Origin of the sequence: Klebsiella sp. 18074, assembly GCF_902705905.1 — a bacterium.
Classification (GTDB): Bacteria; Pseudomonadota; Gammaproteobacteria; order Enterobacterales; family Enterobacteriaceae; genus Klebsiella; species Klebsiella terrigena.
The window spans coordinates 31,992-56,975 of record NZ_CACSIS010000006.1; the positions used below are offsets into that span (position 1 = coordinate 31,992).

The 24,984-nt window shown below is 59.3% G+C and carries 20 protein-coding genes; 10 read left to right on the plus strand and 10 right to left on the minus strand.

Annotation, left to right across the window (positions count from 1 at the left end):
* The first annotated feature begins 63 nt into the window (after positions 1-63).
* From GVK32_RS07790 to narI, 4 genes are read left to right on the plus strand one after another with little or no spacing between them, the layout of a single operon-like run.
* Complete coding sequence (locus tag GVK32_RS07790; protein ID WP_159869928.1) at positions 64-3,804, plus strand: nitrate reductase subunit alpha; 3,741 nt, start codon at positions 64-66, stop codon at positions 3,802-3,804.
* Positions 3,801-5,327 carry a nitrate reductase subunit beta gene (gene narH, locus GVK32_RS07795; protein WP_159869931.1) on the plus strand — a complete coding sequence of 509 codons (1,527 nt, stop codon included), beginning with the start codon at positions 3,801-3,803 and terminating at the stop codon, positions 5,325-5,327. Before GVK32_RS07790 ends, narH begins: the two co-directional genes overlap by 4 nt.
* Positions 5,327-6,022 carry a nitrate reductase molybdenum cofactor assembly chaperone gene (narW, locus tag GVK32_RS07800; RefSeq protein WP_159869934.1) on the plus strand — a complete coding sequence of 232 codons (696 nt, stop codon included), beginning with the start codon at positions 5,327-5,329 and terminating at the stop codon, positions 6,020-6,022. The genes narH and narW overlap by 1 nt, the downstream gene beginning before the upstream one ends.
* Positions 6,019-6,699 carry a respiratory nitrate reductase subunit gamma gene (narI, locus tag GVK32_RS07805; protein WP_041145407.1) on the plus strand — a complete coding sequence of 227 codons (681 nt, stop codon included), beginning with the start codon at positions 6,019-6,021 and terminating at the stop codon, positions 6,697-6,699. Before narW ends, narI begins: the two co-directional genes overlap by 4 nt.
* A gap of 110 nt (positions 6,700-6,809) precedes the next feature.
* On the opposite strand, the gene GVK32_RS07810 is transcribed toward narI, so the two are convergent.
* The 5 genes from GVK32_RS07810 to GVK32_RS07830 form a co-directional block, all read right to left on the minus strand.
* Positions 6,810-7,610 (minus strand): D-alanyl-D-alanine carboxypeptidase family protein, encoded by an 801-nt coding sequence (locus GVK32_RS07810; protein WP_159869937.1) that lies wholly within the window; start codon positions 7,608-7,610, stop codon positions 6,810-6,812.
* A gap of 757 nt (positions 7,611-8,367) precedes the next feature.
* Positions 8,368-9,213, minus strand: coding sequence for an N-hydroxyarylamine O-acetyltransferase (gene nhoA / locus GVK32_RS07815; RefSeq protein ID WP_159869940.1), 846 nt, complete (start codon positions 9,211-9,213; stop codon positions 8,368-8,370).
* A 79-nt stretch (positions 9,214-9,292) separates the two neighbouring features.
* Positions 9,293-10,945 carry an iron ABC transporter permease gene (locus GVK32_RS07820; protein ID WP_159869943.1) on the minus strand — a complete coding sequence of 551 codons (1,653 nt, stop codon included), beginning with the start codon at positions 10,943-10,945 and terminating at the stop codon, positions 9,293-9,295.
* A 77-nt stretch (positions 10,946-11,022) separates the two neighbouring features.
* Positions 11,023-11,991 (minus strand): ABC transporter substrate-binding protein, encoded by a 969-nt coding sequence (locus GVK32_RS07825; RefSeq protein ID WP_159869946.1) that lies wholly within the window; start codon positions 11,989-11,991, stop codon positions 11,023-11,025.
* Complete coding sequence (locus GVK32_RS07830; protein WP_200842852.1) at positions 11,988-12,692, minus strand: ABC transporter ATP-binding protein; 705 nt, start codon at positions 12,690-12,692, stop codon at positions 11,988-11,990. Before GVK32_RS07830 ends, GVK32_RS07825 begins: the two co-directional genes overlap by 4 nt.
* Positions 12,693-12,903: 211 nt before the next feature.
* On the opposite strand from GVK32_RS07830, the gene GVK32_RS07835 reads away from it, so the two are divergent.
* Positions 12,904-13,485: a flavin reductase family protein gene (locus GVK32_RS07835; protein ID WP_159869952.1), complete on the plus strand. Its 582-nt coding sequence runs from the start codon at positions 12,904-12,906 to the stop codon at positions 13,483-13,485.
* A 363-nt stretch (positions 13,486-13,848) separates the two neighbouring features.
* Here GVK32_RS07835 and GVK32_RS28860 read toward each other — a convergent pair whose 3' ends face one another.
* Positions 13,849-14,037, minus strand: a complete 189-nt coding sequence (locus tag GVK32_RS28860; RefSeq protein WP_200842848.1) for a hypothetical protein — start codon at positions 14,035-14,037, stop codon at positions 13,849-13,851.
* A 90-nt stretch (positions 14,038-14,127) separates the two neighbouring features.
* Positions 14,128-14,952, minus strand: a complete 825-nt coding sequence (locus GVK32_RS07845; protein ID WP_159869955.1) for a helix-turn-helix domain-containing protein — start codon at positions 14,950-14,952, stop codon at positions 14,128-14,130.
* Between the two features lie 203 nt (positions 14,953-15,155).
* Here GVK32_RS07845 and GVK32_RS07850 point away from each other — a divergent pair, with 203 nt between their 5' ends.
* From GVK32_RS07850 to GVK32_RS07860, 3 genes are read left to right on the plus strand one after another with little or no spacing between them, the layout of a single operon-like run.
* Positions 15,156-16,727, plus strand: a complete 1,572-nt coding sequence (locus tag GVK32_RS07850; RefSeq protein ID WP_159869958.1) for a sugar hydrolase — start codon at positions 15,156-15,158, stop codon at positions 16,725-16,727.
* Positions 16,728-16,764: 37 nt separating this feature from the next.
* Positions 16,765-18,147 (plus strand): MFS transporter, encoded by a 1,383-nt coding sequence (locus GVK32_RS07855; RefSeq protein WP_159869961.1) that lies wholly within the window; start codon positions 16,765-16,767, stop codon positions 18,145-18,147.
* A 42-nt stretch (positions 18,148-18,189) separates the two neighbouring features.
* Positions 18,190-19,806, plus strand: a complete 1,617-nt coding sequence (locus tag GVK32_RS07860) for a carbohydrate porin (protein WP_159869964.1) — start codon at positions 18,190-18,192, stop codon at positions 19,804-19,806.
* Between the two features lie 107 nt (positions 19,807-19,913).
* Here the strand turns inward: GVK32_RS07860 and pptA are convergent, their stop codons facing one another.
* From pptA to GVK32_RS07875, 3 genes are all read right to left on the minus strand, one after another.
* Positions 19,914-20,141 (minus strand): tautomerase PptA, encoded by a 228-nt coding sequence (pptA, locus tag GVK32_RS07865; RefSeq protein WP_159869967.1) that lies wholly within the window; start codon positions 20,139-20,141, stop codon positions 19,914-19,916.
* Positions 20,142-20,209: 68 nt separating this feature from the next.
* The gene (locus GVK32_RS07870) at positions 20,210-20,827 is read right to left on the minus strand and encodes a glutathione S-transferase family protein (protein ID WP_159869970.1); all 618 of its coding nucleotides are present in this window, start codon (positions 20,825-20,827) and stop codon (positions 20,210-20,212) included.
* A gap of 78 nt (positions 20,828-20,905) precedes the next feature.
* The gene (locus tag GVK32_RS07875; RefSeq protein ID WP_159869973.1) at positions 20,906-21,910 is read right to left on the minus strand and encodes a LacI family DNA-binding transcriptional regulator; all 1,005 of its coding nucleotides are present in this window, start codon (positions 21,908-21,910) and stop codon (positions 20,906-20,908) included.
* Positions 21,911-22,214: 304 nt separating this feature from the next.
* Between GVK32_RS07875 and GVK32_RS07880 the strand changes: the two genes are divergently transcribed.
* Both GVK32_RS07880 and GVK32_RS07885 read left to right on the plus strand, forming a co-directional pair.
* Positions 22,215-23,411 carry an L-talarate/galactarate dehydratase gene (locus tag GVK32_RS07880; protein ID WP_159869976.1) on the plus strand — a complete coding sequence of 399 codons (1,197 nt, stop codon included), beginning with the start codon at positions 22,215-22,217 and terminating at the stop codon, positions 23,409-23,411.
* Between the two features lie 199 nt (positions 23,412-23,610).
* Positions 23,611-24,921, plus strand: a complete 1,311-nt coding sequence (locus tag GVK32_RS07885) for an MFS transporter (protein ID WP_159869979.1) — start codon at positions 23,611-23,613, stop codon at positions 24,919-24,921.
* Positions 24,922-24,984: the final 63 nt, after the last annotated feature.

Sequence of the window (24,984 nt, forward strand, 5' to 3'; positions counted from 1 at the left end):
ACAAGAAATACATGTTGAGCAGTGTAACCACGGGGGCGCAATCCCCCGTCAGGAGATAATGTCATGAGCAAACTACTGGATCGCTTTCGCTACTTTAAGCAAAAAGGCGAAAGCTTTGCCAACGGCCACGGCCAGGTGTACAACACCAACCGTGACTGGGAGGATAGCTACCGTCAGCGCTGGCAGTTCGATAAGATTGTCCGCTCCACGCACGGCGTAAACTGTACAGGCTCATGTAGCTGGAAGATCTACGTTAAAAACGGGCTCGTCACCTGGGAAACCCAGCAGACCGACTATCCCCGCACCCGCCCTGACCTGCCGAACCACGAGCCGCGCGGCTGCCCGCGCGGTGCCAGCTACTCGTGGTACCTCTACAGCGCCAACCGTCTGAAGTACCCGCTGGCGCGCAAGCGGTTGATTGAGCTGTGGCGCGAGGCGCTGACGCAGCACCCGGACCCGGTGAACGCGTGGAACAGCATCATGCAGGACCGGCAAAAATGCCTGAGCTACAAGCAGGCCCGCGGCAAAGGCGGGTTCATTCGCTCGACCTGGAAAGAGCTCAATCAGCTGATCGTCGCCGCCAACGTCTGGACCATTAAAAACTACGGCCCGGACCGCGTGGCCGGCTTCTCGCCCATTCCGGCAATGTCGATGGTCTCCTACGCCGCCGGTACCCGCTATCTGTCGCTGATCGGCGGAACCTGCCTGAGCTTCTATGACTGGTACTGCGACCTGCCGCCCGCCTCGCCGATGACCTGGGGCGAGCAGACTGACGTGCCGGAATCCGCCGACTGGTACAACTCCAGCTACATTATCGCCTGGGGCTCTAACGTCCCGCAGACCCGTACGCCGGACGCCCACTTCTTCACCGAAGTGCGCTACAAAGGCACCAAAACCATCGCCATCACCCCGGACTATTCGGAAGTCGCCAAGCTCTGCGACCAGTGGCTGGCGCCCAAACAGGGTACCGACAGCGCGCTGGCAATGGCGATGGGCCACGTGATCCTCAAGCGCTTCCACCTCGATAACCCCAGCGATTACTTCCTCAACTACTGTCGCCACTACACCGATATGCCGATGCTGGTGATGCTCGACAGGCGCGACGACGGCACCTGGGTGCCCGGGCGCATGCTGCGTGCTTCGGACCTGCTGGACGGGCTGGGCGAAAGCAACAACCCGGAGTGGAAAACCGTCGCTTTCAACGCCGAAGGGGAGCTGGTGGCGCCCAACGGCTCGATCGGCTTTCGCTGGGGTGAGAAAGGCAAGTGGAACCTCGAGCAGCTGGCGGCCGGCAGGGAGACCGAGCTGCGGCTCTCCCTGCTGGATATCAAGGATTCCGTCGCCGCAGTGGGCTTCCCCTACTTTGGCGGTAACGAAAACCCGCACTTTCGCAGCGTGAAGCAGGAGCCGGTGCTCATCCATCAGCTGCCGGTGAAGCAGCTGGCGCTGGCAAACGGTGAAAGCGGCCTGGTGGCCAGCGTTTACGATCTGGTGCTCGCCAACTACGGTCTCGATCGCGGCCTCGATGATGCCAACGCGGCGCAGGATTTTGACGATCTTAAAGCCTACACCCCGGCCTGGGCCGAGGAGATCACCGGCGTGTCGCGCCGACACATCGAGCAGATCGCCTGGGAGTTCGCCGATACCGCGCATAAGACCCACGGTCGTTCGATGATTATCCTCGGCGCCGGCGTCAACCACTGGTATCACATGGATATGAACTACCGGGGGATGATCAACATGCTGGTGTTCTGCGGCTGCGTCGGGCAGAGCGGCGGCGGCTGGTCGCACTACGTGGGCCAGGAGAAGCTGCGCCCGCAAACCGGCTGGCTGCCGCTGGCCTTCGCCACCGACTGGAACCGCCCGCCGCGCCAGATGAACAGCACCTCTTATTTCTACAACCACTCCAGCCAGTGGCGCTACGAAAAACTCACCGCCCAGGAGCTACTGTCGCCGCTGGCCGACGCCAGCCGCTTTAGCGGCCACCTGATTGATTTTAACGTCCGCGCCGAGCGCATGGGCTGGCTGCCGTCGGCGCCGCAGCTGAGCGTCAACCCTCTGACCATTAAGCAGCAGGCCGATTCCGCCGGACTCTCTCCCGCCGACTTCACCGCCCAGGCGCTGAAATCCGGCGATATCCGCTTTGCCAGCGAGCAGCCGGATAACGGCAAAAACCATCCGCGAAACATGTTTATCTGGCGCTCCAACCTGCTGGGCTCGTCCGGGAAAGGTCACGAGTACATGCTCAAATACCTGCTGGGCACCGACAGCGGCATTCAGGGCGATGAGCTGGGAGCGACGGACGAGGTGAAGCCGGAAGAGGTGGAGTGGCAGACCGCCGCCATTGAGGGCAAGCTCGACCTGCTGGTGACCCTCGATTTTCGCATGTCGAGCACCTGTCTGTTCTCCGATATCGTCCTGCCGACCGCCACCTGGTATGAAAAAGACGATATGAATACCTCGGATATGCATCCGTTTATCCATCCGCTCTCCGCCGCCGTTGACCCGGCCTGGGATGCGAAAAGCGACTGGGAAATCTACAAAGATATCGCTAAAGCCTTCTCCGAGGTCTGCGTCGGCCATCTTGATAAAGAGACCGACGTGGTGCTCCTGCCGCTGCAGCATGACTCCCCGGGGGAGCTGTCGCAGCCCTTTGACGTCTTCGACTGGCACAAGGGCGAGTGCGATCTGATCCCCGGGAAAACCGCCCCGACCATCGCGGTGGTTGAGCGCGACTACCCGGCGACCTGGGAGCGCTTCACCTCCCTTGGCCCGCTGCTCGACAAGCTGGGCAACGGCAGCAAGGGGATTTCGTGGAATACCCAGGATGAGATCGATTTCCTCGGCAAGCTGAACTACGTCAAGCTCGACGGTCCGGCCAAAGGTCGTCCGCGCATCGATAGCGCGATAGACGCCAGCGAAGTGATCCTCAGCCTGGCGCCGGAAACTAACGGTCAGGTGGCGGTGAAGGCCTGGCACTCCCTCGGCGAATTTACCGGGCGCGATCACACCCACCTGGCGCTCAACAAAGAGGATGAGAAGATCCGCTTTCGCGATATCCAGGCCCAGCCGCGCAAAATCATCTCCAGCCCCACCTGGTCCGGCCTTGAGAGCGAGCACGTGTCGTACAACGCCGGCTATACCAACGTGCATGAGCTGATCCCATGGCGCACGCTTTCCGGCCGCCAGCAGCTCTATCAGGATCACCCGTGGATGCGCGCCTTTGGCGAAAGCCTGGTGGTCTATCGACCGCCGATAGACACCCGCAGCGTCAGCCATATGAAGGAGATCCCGCCCAACGGCTTCCCGGAAAAAGCGCTGAACTTCCTGACGCCGCACCAGAAATGGGGCATCCACTCCACCTACAGCGAAAACCTGCTGATGCTGACTCTGTCGCGCGGCGGGCCGATCGTCTGGCTCAGCGAAACCGACGCTAAGGAGCTGGGAATTGAGGATAACGACTGGATTGAGGCATTCAACGCCAACGGCGCCCTCACCGCCCGCGCGGTGGTCAGCCAGCGCGTGCCGCCCGGAATGACCATGATGTACCACGCCCAGGAGCGAATAATGAACATTCCGGGTTCTGAAGTCACCGGACGGCGCGGCGGGATCCACAACTCCGTCACCCGTATCTGCCCGAAACCGACCCATATGATCGGCGGCTACGCGCAGCTGGCCTACGGCTTTAACTACTACGGCACCGTCGGCTCTAACCGCGATGAGTTCATCGTGATTCGTAAAATGAAAAACATTAACTGGCTGGATGACGAAGGTCGCGATCAGGTACAGGAGGCGAAAAAATGAAAATACGCTCACAGGTCGGAATGGTGCTGAACCTCGACAAATGCATTGGCTGTCATACCTGTTCGGTCACCTGTAAGAACGTCTGGACCGGGCGCGAAGGCATGGAGTATGCCTGGTTTAACAACGTCGAAACCAAGCCCGGCATCGGCTATCCGAAAAACTGGGAAGACCAGGAGGAGTGGCAAGGCGGCTGGATCCGCGGGATCACCGGCAAGCTCACGCCGCGCCTCGGCAGCCGCGTCGGCGTGCTGTCTAAAATCTTCGCCAACCCGGTGCTGCCGGGGATCGACGACTATTACGAGCCCTTTACCTACGACTATCAGCATCTGCACACCGCCCCCGAAGGCCAGCACCTGCCTACCGCCCGCCCGCGCTCGCTGATCAGCGGCAAGCGGATGGATAAAATCACCTGGGGCCCCAACTGGGAGGAGCTGCTCGGCGGCGAGTTTGAAAAGCGCGCCCGCGATCGCAACTTCGAGGCGATGCAGAAAGAGATGTACGGCCAGTTTGAAAACACCTTCATGATGTACCTGCCGCGCCTGTGCGAGCACTGCCTCAACCCGAGCTGCGCCGCCACCTGCCCGAGCGGCGCCATCTACAAGCGTGAAGAAGACGGCATCGTGCTGATCGACCAGGACAAGTGCCGCGGCTGGCGCATGTGCATCAGCGGCTGCCCGTACAAAAAAATCTACTTCAACTGGAAAAGCGGCAAGTCGGAAAAATGCATCTTCTGCTATCCGCGCATCGAATCCGGTCAGCCGACGGTCTGTTCGGAGACCTGCGTCGGGCGTATCCGCTATCTCGGGGTGCTGCTGTATGACGCGGACCGCATCGAAGAAGCGGCCAGCACCGAGCATGAAACCGACCTCTACGAACGTCAGTGCGACGTGTTCCTTAATCCGCACGATCCGGCGGTAATTGAGGAGGCCCTGAAGCAGGGGATCCCGCATAACGTCATCGACGCCGCGCAGAAATCACCGGTCTATAAGCTGGCGATGGACTGGAAGCTGGCGCTGCCGCTGCATCCGGAATACCGCACGCTGCCGATGGTCTGGTACGTGCCGCCGCTGTCGCCGATCCAGTCGGTTGCCGACGCCGGCGGCCTGCCGAACAGCGGCAGCATTCTGCCGGCGGTCGAAAGCCTGCGTATTCCGGTGCAGTATCTGGCTAACCTGCTGAGCGCGGGCGACACCGGCCCGGTGCTGCGCGCCCTGAAGCGCATGATGGCGATGCGCCACTACAAGCGCTCCCAAACCGTAGAAGGCGTCACCGATACCCGCGCCATCGAGGAGGTCGGCCTCAGCGTCGAGCAGGTAGAGGATATGTACCGCTACCTGGCTATCGCCAACTACGAAGACCGCTTCGTGATCCCCACCAGCCATCGCGAAATGGCGGAGGACGCCTTCCCGGAAAAAAACGGCTGCGGCTTCACCTTCGGCGACGGCTGTCACGGCTCGGATACCAAATTTAACCTGTTTAACAGCCAGCGTATCGATGCGATCAATATCGGGGAGAGAGACTAATGCGGATCCTCAAGGTCATAGGTCTGCTGCTGGAGTACCCGGATGCCGTGCTGTGGGACAACCGCGAGGAGGCGCTGGCGCTGGTCAGCGCCGATGCGCCGGCCCTGCTGGCATTTGTTGAGCCGCTGCTGGCCGCGCCGCTGCTCGACCGTCAGGCCGAGTGGTGCGAAGTCTTTGAACGCGGGCGCGCCACCTCGCTGCTGCTGTTTGAGCACGTGCACGCGGAGTCTCGCGATCGCGGCCAGGCGATGGTCGACCTGATGAATCAGTACGAGCAGGCTGGCCTGCAAATCGACTGCCGCGAGCTGCCGGACCATTTACCGCTGTATCTGGAGTATCTCAGCACCCTGCCGCCGGAGGGCAGCCGCGAAGGATTGCAGAACGTCGCGCCGATTATGGCGCTGCTCGGCGGGCGGCTGAAGCAGCGCCAGTGCGAGTATTATCAGCTATTTGACGTGCTGCTGGCGCTGGCCGGCAGCAAACTCAATAGTGACAGTGTCACGAAGCAGGTGGCGGGTGAAAAGCGCGATGATACCCGCCAGGCGCTGGATGCGGTGTGGGAAGAGGAGCAGGTGAAATTTATCGAAGATAAATCCACCGCCTGCGACAGCTCCCCGCTGCAAAACTATCAACGACGCTTTAGCCAGGACGTCGCGCCGCAGTATGTCGACGTCCGTGCCGGAGGCCCGAAATGATACAGTACCTCAACGTCTTTTTTTACGATATCTACCCCTACCTCTGCGGCACGGTGTTTCTGCTTGGCAGCTGGCTGCGCTACGACTACGGCCAGTACACCTGGCGCGCCTCCTCGAGCCAGATGCTCGACAAGCGCGGTATGGTGCTGTGGTCAAACCTGTTCCACATCGGCATTCTCGGCATCTTCTTCGGCCACCTCTTCGGCATGCTGACGCCGCACTGGGTCTACTCGTGGTTCCTGCCGATGTCGCAAAAGCAGCTAATGGCGATGATCCTCGGCGGCGCCTGCGGCGTGCTGACGCTTATCGGCGGCGCGGGCCTGCTGGTCCGCCGCCTGACCAACCCGCGCATTCGGGCGACCTCGTCGACGGCGGATATTCTGATCCTCAGCATCCTGCTGATTCAGTGCATTCTTGGCCTGACGACGATCCCCTTCTCCGCCCGGCACCCGGACGGTAGCGAGATGCTCAAACTGGTGGACTGGGCGCAGGCGGTGGTGACCTTCCACGCCGGCGCTTCGGCGCATCTTGACGGCGTGGCGATTATCTACCGCGTCCATCTGGTGCTGGGGATGACTATCTTCCTGATATTCCCGTTCACCCGGCTGGTCCACGTCTGGAGCGCACCGGTCGAGTACCTGACCCGCCGCTACCAGGTGGTGCGCTCAAGGCGCTGAACCCTTATCCTCTTACAAGCAAATGGTCTGTTGTTCGCAAACCGCATTCAACAGACCATCTCTTCTCAGACCCGATAGCTGCAGGTATCGATCAATCGATATCCGCGATTTTATTGCCAGGAGAGATGTTGCGGAATTTTAGTGTCGAAGAATAGCGGTTGGGATTGCGTTGGGTAGAGAGTGGAATACTCCTCGGGGAAAGTGTGTTGCGCCAGATTCTCCACCGCGTTCAACGTATCGCTTAAGCTTGCTCCGTTCAATTTAAGTTCGGCGAGCGCAGCCTGCGTTTTTCCGCCAATAACGCCATCAATATTGCCTATATTCTCGCCTAAGCGAATCAGTAGCGCCTGCAGCTGGGCCTCCTTCTGCTGACCACCAAAAAAGTCGACCGGAATATTCGTGGCTAAAATGGCCGAAGCCGCGCCGGCCATATAAGGGTCAGGGAAATTATTTCCGAACTTATTCTGATAATAATTAATAACGGTCTGATGACTCCCTCGGCATTCAAAATGCCATGCTTCGTTTTTATACATATCCGGTGAGGAAATAATGGGCACAATATTATATTTTTTAGCCAGCGACCAAAAATTAGCCAGCGGCATTCCTGTTTTTCCCAGCTCAATATCCATTGCTCTACCGGCCTCATGAAAACTCCCACCGGGAGGCGGGCTATAGGCCTTTTTTTTGCCGTTAATGTAATCTAAATGCGCCTGGAGTTGCATATCATGGGAGCGAAAGAGATCGCTTAGGACAAGTTTCCCGCCCAGGCTAGCAACCTCAGACGCCAGCGCGTAAATAGCTCCCGCCATATCTGGCGTCGCTTTTGCCATGTAGTCGGGCAGCATGACCGTCGCCCCGGACTTATTTTTATAAATGGATTCAATGACTACCGTAACCAGAGGTGTGTGCATTTTATTCCCCTATCAATAGCAATATTGTTGGCCGCCACCACAAAGCTACGGCCGTCAGCCGGCATGGAAATAAATGTTATAAAAAAATCAGCGTGTTATACTGGTCATACTTCAAGTTGCATGTGTGTTGGCTACGTTCGCTCACCCGAATCACTTACTGGTGTAAGCTCATCGGGATTCACTCCCTTGCCGCCGTCCTGCAACTTGAATTATTTAGAGTATATATTCAAGATGAGATATTTAAAATAGCATCATAACAAATTAACTAACCGCTATTTTTTCTATGAAATAATGGCATAAGTCGCTAAAAACACAATCCGAAAAAACAAAAGCAACAATAACTTAAAACCAACAAGTTATTGATTTTCCGACGGCTATATAAATTTCATATTTCACGGCCATCAATAATTAATAAAAAACTTTGGATGCCTTCGGCGCTCGTTGATACTCTCCGGGAAAATATCTTTCATAGTTAATTATTTTGTCGCAAAAAATTCCACAGATGTCATATCCACTCAGCAATGAATAGTGGGCAGTTTACCGCTGATGTCGACAGTATGAATAATCTGGAAGCGCTGAATGATCCGGATCAGGGGCCGGCATAGCCTTTTGTATTTCATCGTCGTTGAGCAAAGCCTCGTCAAAGGTTATGTAGAAAAACCGCGCTTCACCTCCAGATACCGAGTAGCGCGCAAGACCAATCTTTACCTATTCCGCGTTAAGCGCCGGCAGCGCTGCCGGCGCTTAAATGGCGTCGCTATTTACCCGCATCCGGATGGGTGTCGAACGCCGCCATCACCGCCGCGAGGTCCGCCTCGCTAAAGCCGTGCTTCGCGTCATTCACCCCGAGGCCAAATCGCGTTTGCAGCGTTTCATACAGTGCCGCCACGTCGGGCAAATCGACCTTCTCCACCACCCGGCTACTATCCCAGTGGGTAAAGTGGAAGTTGGTTAAGGTCATCTTCCCGCCGTCAGCCATGTGGCGGCACAGCAGCAGATGGTGGCGAAAATGCGACTGCGGCCAGTGGGCGGACCAGAAATTGCCCATCACGTAATCGGCGGCAAACTGATAGCCTAAATCGAAATGATACATCGACTGCCAGTGCTCGTGATGGCTGAACTGCAGCGTCCAGCGCTCGCCTTCGTGCAGCAGGCGATAAACCCCGTGCGGGGTCTGCTGCTCAACGTCCGCCAGCAGCCTGATAGGCGCCGTCAGCGTTTGCCCGCCGAAGCCGACGTCGGCAATCCAGCGCTCGCCCTCCACCTCAACCAGCAGCAGGCGATGGGTTCGCGGCGGCATCTGCGGCGGATTCGCCAGCACCACGCGCCCTAGCAGGCTGCGTACCGAGAAGCCAATCTCGCTCAACGCCCGCTCGAGCAGGCCGTTTTGCTCGAAGCAGTAGCCGCCGCGGCGGGCGTTAATCAGCTTCGCTTCCAGCGACCGATCGTCAAGATGGATCTCCCGCGGCAGCAGAACGTCGAGGTTCTCAAACGGGATCGCGCTGTTGTGGTGGATATGCAGCGTACGCAGGGTGTTAATCGACGCATCAGGGGTTCCCGTCCAGCCCAGACGAGAAAAATAGGCGCGTAAAAATGGGCTCATCAATGTCTCCAGCATTCGGTGTGCGTCATTTATAGCGTATTTTTCCCGCCTCACCGGTATTTTTGTGCGGTCGTGCGGCTCAGCGCGCGCTGCGCTGCATCAGCGCCAGGGCGCTCAGCATCAGCGTCAGGCCGGTGAGCAGGGTCAGCGTCGCCATCGCCATGCCCTGTCCCGCTGAACCTTGTTCAAACTGACGCCAGATAAACACCGCCACGGTCTGGGTGCCCGCCGGAGCCAGCAGCAGGGAGGTCACCAGTTCACGCGAGGCGACCGCAAACACCATCAGCATCGCCGCCAGCAGCGCCGGAAACACCAGCGGCAGGACGATCAGGCGCAGCGCTTGCAGCGGTGAAGCCCCGTGCACCCTGGCCGCCGGCTCCAGATTATTACCGAGCTGGCGCAGGGCGCTGCCCACGTAGCGCACCGGCCACGGCAGCAGCAGGCAGCAGTAGGAGAGCAGCAGCATAAACCAGCTGTTATACGGCGAAACCGGCCAGAACGGGCGGTTCCACAGCAGAATCAGCCCCACCCCGACCACCACGCCGGGCAGCGCCGCCGGCATCAGCGACAGCGCATCGATAATCGCGCTGCCGCGTATTTTTTGGATCAGCACCAGCCACGCCGCCACCAGCCCCAGCAGGCCAACAATCAGCGCCGAGGCCAGCGCCAGAGAAAGGCTGGTCCCCAGCGCCGAAAGCGCATCGCCCTGCTGGTTAAACAGCGCAATAAAGTGGTTAAAGGTAAAATTATCCGCGCCGATCCCGCCCGACAGCGTGCCCATCAGGCTGGTGACCACCGTCGATGCCACCGGCAGCACCACCGCCAGCCCGGCGACCGTCGCCATCAACAGCAGTGCCGGAACGGTAAACCAGCCCGCCGTCGCCCCGCTGTTCTCGCCGGGTTTTCCGGTCACGCTGGTCACTTCTTTATCCCCCACCAGCCGGCGCTGCAGCCACCAGGCCAGCAGCGCGACGACGATCAGCAGCAGCGAGAGCAGCGACGCGCCGTTGAGATCGATGGGCCAGTCGGCGAGCTTCTTCTCGATCCCGACGGTCAGCATCACCACTCCCGCCCGGGAGCCCAGCGCCGCGGGAACGCCGTACTCCTCAATCGCCAGGGTGAACGCCAGCAGCATACCCGCCGCCAGCGCCGGAGAGAGCATCGGCAAGGTGATATGCCAGAAGGCGCGCCAGGCGCTGGCGCCGTGCACGCGCGCCACGATAGCCAGCCGCTGCCCGCTCGCCAGCAGGCTGCGGGAGACGGCAAAATAGACCACCGGGAAAATATTCAGCGCCATCACCAGCACGATCCCGCTGCGGCTGAACAGCAAGTCGTTGAGATCCCAGCCGGTGAGCTGCTGCAGATAGCCGTTGCTCTGCAATACCAGCATCCACGACAGCGCGGCGATATAGGGCGGCGTGAGAAAAGGAATTAAGAACAGCAGGTCCCAAAGGCGCGGCAGCGGCAGGTTGAACAACCCGCGCAGCACGCCGAGCGGGAGCCCGATGGCGACGCTGACCAGCGCCACGCCGCAGGCGATCCACAGGGTGCCGCCGAGCATTGCCGGAAGCTGCGGATCGGCAAACAGCGTCGCTACGCCGCTAAACGCCCCGGCCAGCGAACCGGCGCTGAAGTGGGGAAATACCGCCTGTAAGACAATAAAAAACAGCGGCAGCGCCACCAGCACCAGCAGCGCCGCTAGCGTAGCGCCAGAAATAAGTTTTTGATTCACCGTATGTTCCTGCAAGCGAAGGATCCTCCGCCGCGCGCAGGCCAACGCGAGCCCGCCGCGGAGAGAGGAAAGGCAGATTACTGTGCGAAGAGCGTGTTGAAGCGGGCCAGGACCGCGCGGCGTTCGCTACTGCCGTCGCCGCTTGTCGGCAGAACCTTCAGCTCGTTAAGCAGCGGACGCTTTGCCGGGACGTCGGACCGCGCCGGCATCAGCCAGGCATCCGCCACCATCGCCTGACCTTCCGGCGACAGGACGTAGTCGACAAAGGCTTTGGCATCGTCAGCGTGCTGGGTAGTTTTCAGGATCATCATCGGGCGCGGCGCAATCACCGTTCCGCTGGCAGGGAAAATCACCTTCAGCGATTCGCCCTGGCTAATATTGCCGTAAGAGACGTAGTCCACCGCGCCGAATACCGCCGCTTTTGCGCCCTGCATCACCGGCGTCACCGCCTGCGCATTCGGCCCGCTGACCACCATCCCGTTCTTTTTCAGCGCATCGAACAGCGCCCAGGCCTTATCGCCCATCCCATTCTGCAGCCCGATCAGCAAATCCAGGGATGCGCCGGACAGCGCCGGGTCCGGGGTGGTCACCTTATCCTTAAACGCCGCTTCCGTCAGGTCGCGCCACTCCTTCGGCTCCGGCGTGCCGCTTTTGCTGTTCCAGACGATCCCCAGCGCCGAAATGCCCTGCGCTACGTAGTCGGCCGATTTCAGATTGGCCGGGACCTTGTCGGCGTTGGCGCTTTGATACGCCAGCAGCCAGCCGCGAGCGTGCAGATCTTCCGCGGTGTCCCACGAGGCGGAGATCAGCACGTCCGCCTGCGGGTTGGCCTGCTCGGCTTCCAGACGCGCCATCACCTTGCCGGTGGTGGCCTGGAAGATATTGACCTTAACGCCGGTTTTCTTTTCGTAACCGCTGGCGAGGCCTTTCGCCAGCGTGCCGGGACCGGCGGTGTAAACGGTTAGCGCGTGGGCGCTGGAGATCATCGTGGCCGACAGCATCATCGCGAGCGCTGCTCCTTTCTTAAAGGTCATAACGGATTTCATGCGGGTTCCCCTGAGGATGAAGTAACAATACGGACGGCAGCAACGCTGCCCGCCGATAAATGCACAATGCGGTCAGCCAGCAGCTCTGCTTCGCGGCGGTCGTGGGTGACGTAGACGGCGGTGATGCCAAGCTGGCGCAGCAGACGGCTCATCTCGATGCACAGCGATTCACGCAGCTCGCTGTCAAGATTAGAGAGGGGTTCGTCAAACAGCAGCACGCGAGGTTCGGCGACAATAGCCCGCGCCAGCGCGACGCGCTGCTGCTGGCCGCCGGAGAGGCCGGAGGGTTTACGCTCGGCAAAGCCGGTCAGCCCGACCCTCGCCAGCGCGGCGTTGACCCGCGTCTGGCGTTCGCCGCGTGGCACCCCGCGCATGCGCAGCGGAAAAGCGATGTTTTGCGCCACGGTCATGTGCGGCCACAGGGCGTAATCCTGGAAAACCATGCCGATATCGCGCTGCTCCGGGGCCATACCCCAGCCGGCTTTCGCCACCAGGCGGTCGCCAAAGCGGATCTCGCCGCTGGCGGGTACGGTGAGCCCGGCCAGCAGGCGCAGCAGCGTGCTTTTGCCGCAGCCGGATGGCCCCAGCAGCGCGACGATGCTGCCCGCTTCGATATGCAGATCGATATTATTGAGAACGGTGTTGGCGCCGAAAGCGAAGGAGACGCTATCAAGCTTGATGCCGGTAAGCGCGCACATTATTGCCCTCCCCGTTGGGAAAGCGATACTCTACCAACGGTCGAAAACCGCCGGGCCGCGCCCACCTGCGATAAATACAGGGGAGCTAACATGTTGTTATCCTCTTTGGGACTTAGTGCCGCCAACTATAGGGAGCCTGGATGACGTATTGATTACATTTTCATTGCGGCTTAACGTGTTGTCTGGCATCAGACCCATTTACCAAGGAACGCATATGAGCCGCTTTCGCCACGTCGAACTTCAGTACGCCAGTCGCCTGCTCAATCACGGCCCCACCATTCTGATAACCAGCTACGACGGTCAGTCCGGGCGCCGCAACGTGATGGCCGCCGCGTGGTCGATGCCGGTGGAGTTCGCGCCGCCCCGCGTCGCCATCGTGGTCGATAAGAGCGCCTGGACGCGGGAAATAATTGAGCGCAACGGGACCTTCGGCATCGTGGTGCCGGGCGTGGCCGCCGCCAGCTGGACCTACGCGGTCGGCAGCATCAGCGGGCGCGATGAGGATAAATTCAACGCCTACGGCATTCCGGTGGTGAACGGTCCGGAGCTCGGCCTGCCGCTGATTGAGGAGAAGTGCCTGGCGTGGATGGAGTGTCGGCTGCTGCCGCCCACCGCCGCTCAGGAGCAGTACGACACCCTGTTTGGCGAAGTGGTTTCCGCCGCCGCCGATGAACGGGCTTTCGTCACCGGACGCTGGCAGTTCGACGATGATAAGCTCAATACGCTGCATCATCTCGGCACCGGCAACTTTGTCGCCAGCGGACGTCACGTTCGGGCGAACACGCCGGAAGAGTAGCCTGGCTGCCGCAGCGGGCGGGTTAATGCCGGCCCGCTTATTCACACCGATGCCGAGAACCCGCCCTTTTACCGTTGACCTTGTCCTGGCTCGATCACATAGTTAGGCGCCGTACTACATTTCGTAGGCCGCAATGGAGCTTGAACAAAAATACCGCTCTCTGCTACAGGAGGCTGAACGCCATCAGCTTGTCGATCTCGACAATATTCGCCTTTGCTTTCAAACTCTGTCGCTGGCTCGATCGCGATTGTGCCGTGCTGCTGGCGCCCTGAGGTCTTTCCGAAGGCCGCGTTGTGCTGCTGTTTCTGCTCAACGCTGCGGCGGAAGGTCTGGCGCCCAACGTGCTGGCGGAAAAGGCGGGAGTCAGCCGCGCTGACCATTACCGGCCTGCTCAACGGTCTGCAGAGCGATGGCCTTATTGAAAGCCATGCCGGCGCTGCTGCGTGCTGTTTTCCCGGAGCTGCCGCCGCCGTCGGAGAACCTTGACGCGCAGGGTATAACCTGCTGTTGAGTGAGGCCCAACCGACGGCCCAGCAGCGCTGCCTGGCGCACCCGGCGGATACGGTTCGCGGCTGGGGCTGCTTTATGCTCGGCGCGCGATGCGCAATTTAGCCCACGCCAGCCGATGACGCAGCGACGGCCTCAGCGCTGCAGCCGGCGCCGGTCTTCGCTGGGAGTGAGGCCAAAAACCTTTTTATAGAGGGTGGTAAAGTGATTACTGTTGGCGAAGCCGCATAAATAGGCCACTTCGGTAATGGTCATATCGGTTTCACGCAGCTTTACCCTCGCTGAAACCAGGCGCAGGCGTTTTATATAATTATCCGGAGTTAATCCGGTCGCCTCTTTAATATGGCGAAAGGCGGTGCGGGTGGTCAGGTGAAATTTATCGGCCAGCAGCTGCCAGTTATGCTCTTCAAAACAGTGGTCCTGCAGCCAGGTGAGTAATTTATGTAATTTATATTTTGTATTGCTATATTCCGCTTCGCTTTCAGCATGCAGTATCGTCGTCGCCAGCTGAAAGAAAGTCGCCTCGCGCAGCGCGCTGTTTTCACTGCGCTGAAAATCCGCCGAGAATATCTTCTCAACCAACCCCTTACAGATATGGCGGGTATCAGGGGCCAGCCAACCGTAGCATGAGGCACGCTGCGCGGAGAATTTTCGTAATAACGCATCGACATTCTGCAAATAATGAAATTCAACGAAAGGGTTAATCAGAACGTTTATTAACTTGAGCGTTCCGAGCTCATCATAATAATGCATATCGCCCGGCTGCACGTAAAAAACGTCCCCCTGCTGAATATACAGCGGCCGGCCGTTAATAACGTGCAGACCATGCCCGTGCTCGACGATCACCAGTTCGGCAAACTCGTGACTATGTTCATGGCTGTTATCTTCGGGGTCACTGGCGTACATCGCCAGTTTGTCCTGCGGATGGGCGAAATAATATTCAACGGTCAGTGTCATCATTAACGAAGTCCAAAACGGCATACGGCGCAAGGGCAAGATAATGCATTTTACCGGCGCTCACGAGCCAAATTTATGGAATTGTGATCGCCAACCAGCCCACCACACCATCAGTGCCATATCCCGCGGTGCGTTGGCATTGCCAGAGTGGTTGACGCGGGTGGCGGCGTCTTATGCTGCGGATAAATAAACGTAGAGGACGTAGTATGTCGCAGGCTATCCAACACAACTCTGAGGTCACGATGACCCGTCACGAGGACTTTTTACGCGCCGCCGAGGCGCTCAGGCCGGCGCTCAGCAGCCGGACTCACCAGCCGCAGGCGGTTATCGACGCCCACGTCGATCCGCAGGCCATCTTTGGCTGGCGGGCGCAGCCGGTCAGCACACCCGAAGCGCTTTATCAGCGCGAGCTGACCCGCGGTGACAGCTTTATCATTGATTTCGGCAGCCACTACGTCGGCTACCTGCATTTCGCCTGCTCCGCCGTCGGCAGCCCGCCGGATGCCCCGGCTCATCTGCACTTTACCTTCGGTGAAACCCTCAGCGAAGTCTGCGAGCCGTTCAGCGAATATCAGGGCTGGCTGAGCAGCAGCTGGCTGCAGCAGCAGGACCTGTGGCTCGACGTGCTGCCCGCAGAGGTTAACCTGCCCCGCCGCTACTGCTTTCGCTACCTGAAGGTGGAGGTGAAGGCCGTATCGCAGAAATTCCGCCTTCGGGTTGGGAAAATTTGGCTGAATGCCGTGACCTCAGCGAGCGAAACCTGCCTGCCCGGAACCACGACGGACCCGCAGCTGCAGGCTATCGACCGGGTCTCTGTAGTGACCTTGAAAAACTGTATGCAGGAAGTTTTCGAAGACGGGCCTAAACGCGACCGCCGCCTGTGGCTTGGTGATTTACGCCTGCAGGCGCTGGTCAACGACGTCACCTTTACCCGCCACGACCTGGTTCGCCGCTGCCTGTACCTCTTTGCCGGCCATACCCGGGAGGACGGCATGGTCTCCGCCAACGTCTTCGTCCAGCCAGATGTTATCGCCGACGATACTTTTCTCTTTGATTATTCGCTCTTTTTCGTGGATGTTCTCTACGGCTATCTGCAAAGCACCGGCGATAGCGCCACCGCTCAGCAGCTGTGGCCAACAGCGCGCCGCCAGGTTGAGCTGGCGCTAACCCGCTGCGATGACGCCAACCTGGTGCGCGATAGCGACGACTGGTGGGTCTTTATCGACTGGCAGGCGTCGCTGAATAAACAGGCCGCGGCGCAGGGCGTGCTGATTTACTGCCTGCAGCGCGCTATCTGGCTGGCAGAGCGTTTTGAACCCGAGCTGGCACCTGCGCTCGGCGATCGTCTGCAGGCGCTAAAAGCGGCGGCCCAGCGCGAGCTTTGGGACCCGGAACGGGGCTTTTACGTTAGCGGCGCCGGGCGACAGGTTTCCTGGGCCTCGCAGATCTGGCTGGTGCTGGCGGAAACCGGCAGCGCAGAGCAGTGCCGGGAAATAATGCGCAATTTACGGGAAAATCCCCCGGCCATCGCCATGAATACCCCCTACCTGCGCCACCACTTTGTCGCCGCCCTGCTGCAGTGCGGGCTACGCGACGAGGCCATTGCGGAGATTAAAGCCTACTGGGGGGCAATGGTCGATTACGGCGCCGACACCTTCTGGGAGGTTTTTGACCCGGCGCAACCTGACTTTTCCCCTTATGGCAGCAAGCTGATCAACAGCTATTGCCATGCGTGGAGCTGTACCCCGGCCTGGTTTATTCGCCAGTACGGACTTTAACAACAACAACAACAACAACAATAAGCGAGCATATTTTATGGCAGAAACAACCTTTAGCCGGTGGCGGCAGCGCCTGGGCTACGGCATCGCCGACCTCTCCTGCAACCTCGTGTGGCAGCTTATCTCTCTGTATCTGATGTTCTTTTACACCGACGTAATGGGACTTCCCGCTTATTATGTCGGCCTGATGTTCCTCGTGACCCGCCTGGTGGATGGCTTCGCCGACGTGCTAATGGGGCTGGTGATTGATAACACCACCACCCGCTGGGGGCGCTGTCGTCCCTACCTGCTGCTTGGTGCAGTCCCCTTCGGGCTGCTGTGCGTTTTGGCCTTCTACGTGCCGGATTTCGGCACTACCGGCAAGCTGCTTTACGCCTTCATCACCTATCTGTGCCTGTCGTTTCTCTATACGCTGGTCAATATTCCGTTCTGCGCGATGCTGCCGTTCCTGACCAGCGATTCGCGTGAGCGAACCACCCTCTCGGCGGTGCGAATTCTGCTGGGCTCCCTCGGGGCCACGATTGTTGCCGTAGCGACCCTGCCGCTGGTTGGCGCTTTGGGCAAGGGCAGCCAGGCCCACGGCTTCTTCTATACCGCGGTCATTTTCGGCGTCATTGCAACGTTCTTCCTGCTGGTGAGCTTCCGCAACGTTAAGGAGAACATCAGCATTACCCAGGAACGAATGACCTTGAAACGCGCCTGGGTCAGCCTGCGCGCCAACCGTCCGTGGTGGGTGTTCGCCAGCAATATCTTCCTGATGTGGGGGGCGTTCTTCTTCCAGACCGGCGCGCTGGTTTACTTCTTCCACTACTACGTGGGCAACAACGATCTGACGGCCATCGTCGCCGGGATCTCCACCTTCGTTCCGCTGCTGGGCACTCTCACCGTGCCGCTGCTCGCCAGGCGGATGAAAAAGCGTCACGTCTACCTGATTGCCAGCGCCATTAACCTTGTCGGCATGGGCATGATGATGGCCGCGGGCGTCAATAGCTGGGGGCTGATTGCCGGGGCGATCGTGCTGTCTCTGGGCGCCGGCCAGCGTACCGCCATTTACTTCTCCATGCAGGCCGATCCGGTGGATTACGGCGTGTGGAAAACCGGCATCAACACGGCGGGAATTTTAACCTCAATCAACGGCTTCTTCGGCAAAGTTGCCATGGCCGGTGCGGGAGCGATTACCGGCGTACTGCTCTCTTCCGGCGGCTATGTCGCCAATCAGGCGCAGAACGAGAGCGCGATGCTGGCGATTAAAGCCTGCTATCTCTACATCCCGGCGCTGCTGATTGTCGCGTCGATGCTGTGGATTGGCCGCTTCTATCGTCTCGACGATGATTACGAGCAGATCCGCGCCGACCTCGACGCCGGTCGCCGCGCGCCGCCGGAAAGCCCGTCGGCCGGCGGAGAAAATCACGCCATGTAAGGCGTCCCCACCTCTTTACCTCTGAAAGAAATAAGGATTCTTATGCGTATCTCTGTGATTAGCGCAGCGGTTTGCTGCGCTCTTTTTTCGGCCTACGGCGTCTGCGCCGCGCCGCTGACCATCGAACAACGACTGGCGCAGCTCGAGGCCCGGCTCAATCATGCGGAGCAGGAAGCGGGAGACGCCAACCGCCGCGCACAGCAGTCAGAACAGCGCACAACCGCGGCGGAACAGCGCGCGGCAGCGGCGGAGAAACAGGTGCAGGCGCTCAGCCAGCGGACCGCCGCCAGCGAGCAAAAGCAGCAGGTCACCAACCAGCAGATCAATAGCCAGCTGGCGAAAACCTCGACCGGCGACGGCTTTGAGTTTAACGCCTACGCCCGCTCCGGCATGCTGGTGGATAGCCACGGCAAAGGGGCGCGCGGCGGCCCGGGGATCTCCCCTGCCAGCTCGCTCAACGGCGATGCCCACGTTGGCCGTCTCGGCAACGAGAAGGATAACTACGTGGAGCTCAGCTTTGGCAAGAAAATGACCTTTAGCGACGGCTCGTGGGCGCATTTCAAAACCATGCTCGCCGATGGCGCCACCAACCCGGACCCGTGGGTCCAGGATAACGACAGCCACCATCTGAACGTGCGCCAGCTGTACGTCGAAATGGGCGGCTTTGCCGATTTTTCCGGACCCTTTGAGAACGCCTCTATCTGGGCAGGCAAGCGCTTCGATCGCGACAATTTCGATATTCACTTTACCGACAGCGACATTATGTTCCTCGGCGGTACCGGCGGCGGCATCAACGACGTCAGTTGGGGCAGCAATCTGCGCGGCGATTATTCGGTCTATGCGCGCAACTTTGGCGATCTGGGTAGCGACAATTATGAAGATAACGATATTCAGAACCTGATGTTCACCGCTAACCACTTCTGGAACAACTGGCAGCTGATGACCACCGCGATGACTGCCCAGGGCAACGATGACCTGAAGGATAACACCTCCACCACCGGCAGCTACGCTCTGCGCAGCGACAATACCGCGAAGAGCGGCTACTACGCGATGCTGGCCTATCACGATAAGCAGCAGTTCTTCGGCCTGGCGCCGGGGGTATCCGAAAGCGCCTTACAGTACGGTGGCGGCCTTGGGGCCGAAGCACGTCAGCCCGGCAGCGATGGCGATCTCACCGAGAATGCAAAATCCTTGCGCTTTGCGTCATACGGTATTTTGCCGCTGGGGAAAAACTGGGAGCTGGCGCCGTCAGTCATCGCCCAGCATAGCGAAAGCCGCTACCGCGACGGCGACCGCTACGACTGGGCGACCTTCAACCTGCGGCTTTCTCAAGGCATCACCCGCAATTTCGCGCTGCTGTACGAGGCCTCGTGGCAGTATATGGACCTGAACCCCAACGGACGAACCTATCGCTACAACGACGAAGTCCATCAGTATCAGGCGGTAAGCGGTGATTTTTATAAGCTGACCTTCGCCCCGACCTTTAAGGTCGGCGACGTGTTTGATATTAAAGCGCGGCCGGAGATTCGGTTCTTCGTGACGTGGATGAACTGGGATAAGGCGCTGGATCGCTACGCCATTAACGATGATTTCGGCAGCAAAGGCTTCACAGCCGGCGGAAACTGGAACTTCGGTGTGCAAACCGAGATTTGGTTCTAAGGCGTGAGTCCCGGGTAAGCGGCGAACCGTTCTGCCTGGGCGACAAAGAGCACCGGCTTTTGTCGCCCAGGCAGGCGCTGAGCGCCGACTTCGGGAAACCGAAGCCGCTACATGCTGTAACCGGGTTTCTTAATCAGCTGCGCCATCTGCGGGGCGATTTCGCTGTCCCACACCTGCTGCCAGTCGCTCGGGTCAACCTGCTTCAGGGCCACGCTCACCGAGCTCTCCTTGCTGTTCAGGTGCTGTACTAATACGGCGGTGATATCGGCGGCCAGCGCCGCTTTTTGCTCATCATTCAGCTCGCGAGGAAAACACTTAATATCAACATGCGGCATAGCAGACTCCTTATTGTCAGAACGATAAAACTACCACAGCCCGGGCGCGCCGGTTTTCATTTTGTGCCTTAAATCAGCTCGTTGCGGCGCAACACCGCCTCCAGCTCGGCGCGTTGATATACCGCATCCGCGACGGCGACGAATTTCGGCGTGTGCGCTTCAAACCACTCCCGTCCCGGTCCCCACGAGCACATGACCGCGATATAGCAGTCCAGCAGGCTTATCCGCTCGCCCAGCGCGTAGGGCCCGGCGACGAGCTGCTGCTCCAGCCACAGGTAGAGCGACCGGCGATAGTTCACGCAGTTTTCCCGCAGCTGCTGCGGCGCATCCGCCGCCCAGCGCTCCGGGTAATCCGCGTAGGTGAAGGTGGGATAGACGTTGGCAACCAGCCAAATCAGCAGGCGCTGAAACGGATGTCGCTGCGGCGTTCCTGGCTCGGGCGCGAGGTCCGGCCGCTGGTCGAGGATGGTTAAGGCAATCGCGGCAGATTCGCTCATCACGCTGCCGTCCGCCAGCTTAAGGGTGGGTACCTGGCACAGCGGGTTTATCTGCATCAGGCTGTCGCGCTGTGGTCCGGGTTTATCAAAACCCTCAACGTTAACAAAGTGGTACGGGATTTCGGCCAGCGTCAGCATCAGTTCGCTGATTGCCGACCCCCAGCCCGGTACGCCATAGACGGTGATCATGTTCGGCCTCCACGGTAAACGTCGGGTGTCGGGTGAAAGCCGGAAAAAAAGCCCGTCGCGCGCTATTTAACGGCGTGCCTACGCCGACTCTCGCTCCAGCAAATGATAGCCCAGATCGATAATTGCTTCCCCTTCCCCCACGCCTTCAATGCGGTCGGCGAGGAGGGTTGCCGCGCGTTCGCCAATCGCATGGCGATCGACGCTTACGGTGGTAATCGCCGGCCGGTTGCTGGCGGCAAAATCCAGATCGCCGAAACCCATCACCGCTAAATCCTTCGGCACGCGCAGGCCGCGGCTTTCAGCCTCCATTATCGCCCCCTGCGCCAGGGTATCGGAACTGCAGACGATAATATCGAACTCGCCGGCGTCAAGCAGCTGGGCCAGACCGCTGCGTCCCAGCGCCAGCGAGGCGGGAAGCGGAACCGCCACCTGATGCGCATCGCTCATACCGCCTTTGACCAGCCTGGCGCACAGCCCCTGCTTACGCAGCGCCGCTCGCGCGTCCCCTGCCCACAACAGCCCCGGGCGTCGATAGCCCTTGTGCAGCAAAAACTCGCCTATCGTCTCGCCAACTTTCTCATGCGAAAAGCCCACCAGCATATCCAGCGGCGTCGGGGTCAGATCCCAAATCTCCACCACCGGGATGGCGGCGTTGAGGATGGTTCTCTTTAACGCCGGCGCATGCTGAATGCCGGTCAGCACGACCCCGTCCGGGCGACGGGAGAGCAGGGTTGCCACCAGCTCCGCTTCGGTCTCCCGACTGTAGCCCGCGACGCACAGCAGCATATGGTAACCGCGCGCCGCAAGGGTATCGCTCAGAGCCTGGATGGTGTCGACAAACATATTGTTGTTGATTTGCGGAACCACTACGGCAATCAGCCGGCTGCGTCGCGAAGCCAATCCGCCGGCCAGCGCATTGGGAATGTAGCCCGTGGACTGCACCGCCTGCAGCACCTTTTCCACCGTTTTAGGCCGCACCAGCTGCGGCGTATTTAGCGCCCGACTGACCGTCATTGATGATAACCCCGCCGTGCGGGCAACATCATCCAGCGTCGGCACGCGCGTCGGTTTTCTGCTTTTCACGGCTAAGCCCCTGTGTTGAGTCGTTCCCAGCGGGCATTATTGATGATGCCCCAGCCAATTGCCAGCACCCGCCCGCGCATCCCCATGAGGATCAACAACCTGAGAGATAAAATGTTATCGCTATCATTAATAGTTGTGCTATTTCACAGACTATTTTGGATCGTGATGTCACTTGCATAATTTTACCACTAATAACCTAAAATTGTGATCGTTTGTACAAATTAAACGCACTCCTGTGGTCGAAACACAAAAGCTGGATTAAAAATGTTAGCGCAAACATTTTATAACTCGTAAGGAACATGCCATGACCGCCAGCGCCAATTCCAGCTCCGTGACCTACGCCAAAACCACCGCCGTCAAAACCGCCGCCGAAACCGGCGACCGCATTGAGCACGTTAAGCTCTCCCTGGCTTTTCTCCCCTTAGCCACGCCGGTCAGCGATGCCAAAGTCCTCACCGGGCGGCAAAAACCGCTCACCGAAGTCGCGATTATTATCGCCGAAATCCGCTCCCGCGACGGTTTCGAAGGGGTAGGCTTTAGCTATTCCAAGCGCGCGGGAGGCCAGGGAATTTACGCCCATGCCAAAGAGATTGCCGATAACCTGCTCGGCGAAGACCCCAACGATATCGACAAGATCTACACCAAACTGCTGTGGGCGGGCGCCTCCGTCGGGCGCAGCGGCATGGCAGTACAGGCCATCTCTCCGCTTGATATTGCGCTGTGGGATATGAAAGCCAAACGCGCCGGACTGCCGCTGGCGAAGCTGCTCGGCGCCCATCGCGATTCGGTGCAGTGCTACAACACCTCCGGCGGTTTCCTGCATACGCCGCTGGATCAGGTGCTGAAAAACGTCGCTATCTCCCGGGAAAACGGCATCGGCGGGATCAAGCTGAAGGTGGGTCAGCCGAACACCGCCGAGGATATCCGTCGCCTGACGGCGGTGCGTGAAGCGCTGGGGCCGGATTTCCCGCTGATGGTTGACGCCAACCAGCAGTGGGACCGCGAAACCGCCATTCGTATGGGGCGCAAAATGGAGCAGTTTAATCTGATCTGGATTGAAGAACCGCTCGACGCCTACGACATCGAAGGCCACGCGCAGCTGGCCGCCGCGCTGGACACGCCGATTGCAACCGGGGAGATGTTGACCAGCTTCCGCGAACACGAACAGCTTATCCTCGGCAACGCCTGCGACTTCGTGCAGCCGGATGCCCCGCGCGTCGGCGGTATCTCCCCCTTCCTCAAGATTATGGATCTGGCGGCGAAGCATGGCCGCAAGCTGGCCCCGCATTTTGCGATGGAAGTGCATCTGCACCTCTCCGCCGCCTACCCGCTCGAGCCCTGGCTGGAGCATTTCGAGTGGCTAAACCCGCTGTTTAACGAGCAGCTTGAGCTGCGCGATGGGCGGATGTGGGTTTCTGAACGCCACGGGCTGGGCTTCACCCTGAGCGAGCAGGCGCGCCGCTGGACCCAGCACAGCTGCGAGTTTGGCCAGCGCCCCTGATGCTTGTGCCGGCTATTTCCCGGCCCTTGAGCGAAAGCACCGGGGCCGGGCTGGGGGATAAGCGCATCCCCCACCCTTGCGTAGTCCGGTCAGCTTACGGCCAGGGATAGTTATTAACGACCGGCGGATATCACTTTATCACCCCTCCCGCCCCTGACTTGCTGTACCCACATCACCAACCCTGAAACGGAGTTGAAAAGTGAATACACAATTAAAACGCAGCAACGTGCGTTACGGTATTTTATTATTTCTTTTTTTGGCCACCGTATTTAATTATGCCGACCGCGCCACGCTGTCGGTCGTCGCACCGATTATGAGTAAAGAGCTCGGGTTCGATCCGGAGGCCATGGGTCTGGCTTTTTCCGTGTTCGGTATTTCTTACGTGATAATGCAAATCCCCGGCGGCTGGCTGCTGGATAAATACGGCTCGCGGCTGGTGTACGGCTGCGCGCTAATCGGCTGGTCGGTGGTGACCATGTTCCAGGGGACGATCTTTCTGTTTGCCAGCCCGCTGGTGGTGCTGGTTATTCTGCGCCTGATGATGGGCGCGATAGAAGCCCCGGCCTTCCCCGCCAACAGCCGCCTCAGCGTGCAGTGGTTCCCGAATAAAGAGCGCGGGTTTGTCACCTCGGTATATCAGGCGGCGCAGTATATTTCGCTGGGCATTATCACACCGCTCATGACGATCATTTTGCATAATTTAAGCTGGCATTATGTCTTCTATTATATTGGCGCCATCGGGGTGGTCCTGGGGATATTTTGGCTGATTAAGGTCAAGGACCCTTTGCATCACCCGGAAATAAATCAGCAGGAGCTTGAATATATTCGCGAGGGCGGCGGCGAGCCGGAATTAGGCAGCAAAAAAACGCAGCGCAAGTTAACCCTCGCGCAGATCAAAAGCGTCTGCGTAAACCGCATGATGATCGGCGTCTATATCGGCCAGTTCTGCGTCACCTCCATTACCTGGTTCTTCCTGACCTGGTTCCCGACTTATCTTTACCAGGCGAAAGGAATGTCGATTCTGAAGGTCGGTTTTGTCGCCAGCATTCCGGCCATTGCCGGGTTTATCGGCGGCCTGCTCGGCGGGCTATTTTCCGACTGGCTGCTTAAACGCGGTCATAGTCTGACCACTGCCCGCAAAATACCGGTTATCTGCGGCATGCTGCTCTCCTGCGTCATCGTCGTCGCTAACTATACCGCTTCTGAGGTCGTGGTTATCGCCGCTATGAGTCTGGCCTTCTTTGCAAAAGGCTTTGGCAATCTCGGCTGGTGTATCCTCAGCGATACGTCACCGAAGGAGATGCTGGGTATCGCCGGTGGGGTCTTCAATATGTGCGGTAACCTCGCGAGCATCATCACGCCGCTGGTCATTGGGATCATTATTGCCAATACCCACTCGTTTGATTACGCCATTCTCTACGTCGGCTCGATGGGCTTGCTCGGCCTGCTCTCCTATCTGTTTATTGTCGGGCCGCTGGATCGTATCAACCTGACGCCTCGCGCGGCCTGATTATCAAACCTGGCGAGAGTTCGCCCCCGCTGTTTCGCAACACACTCCTGCGAAGCAGCGGCT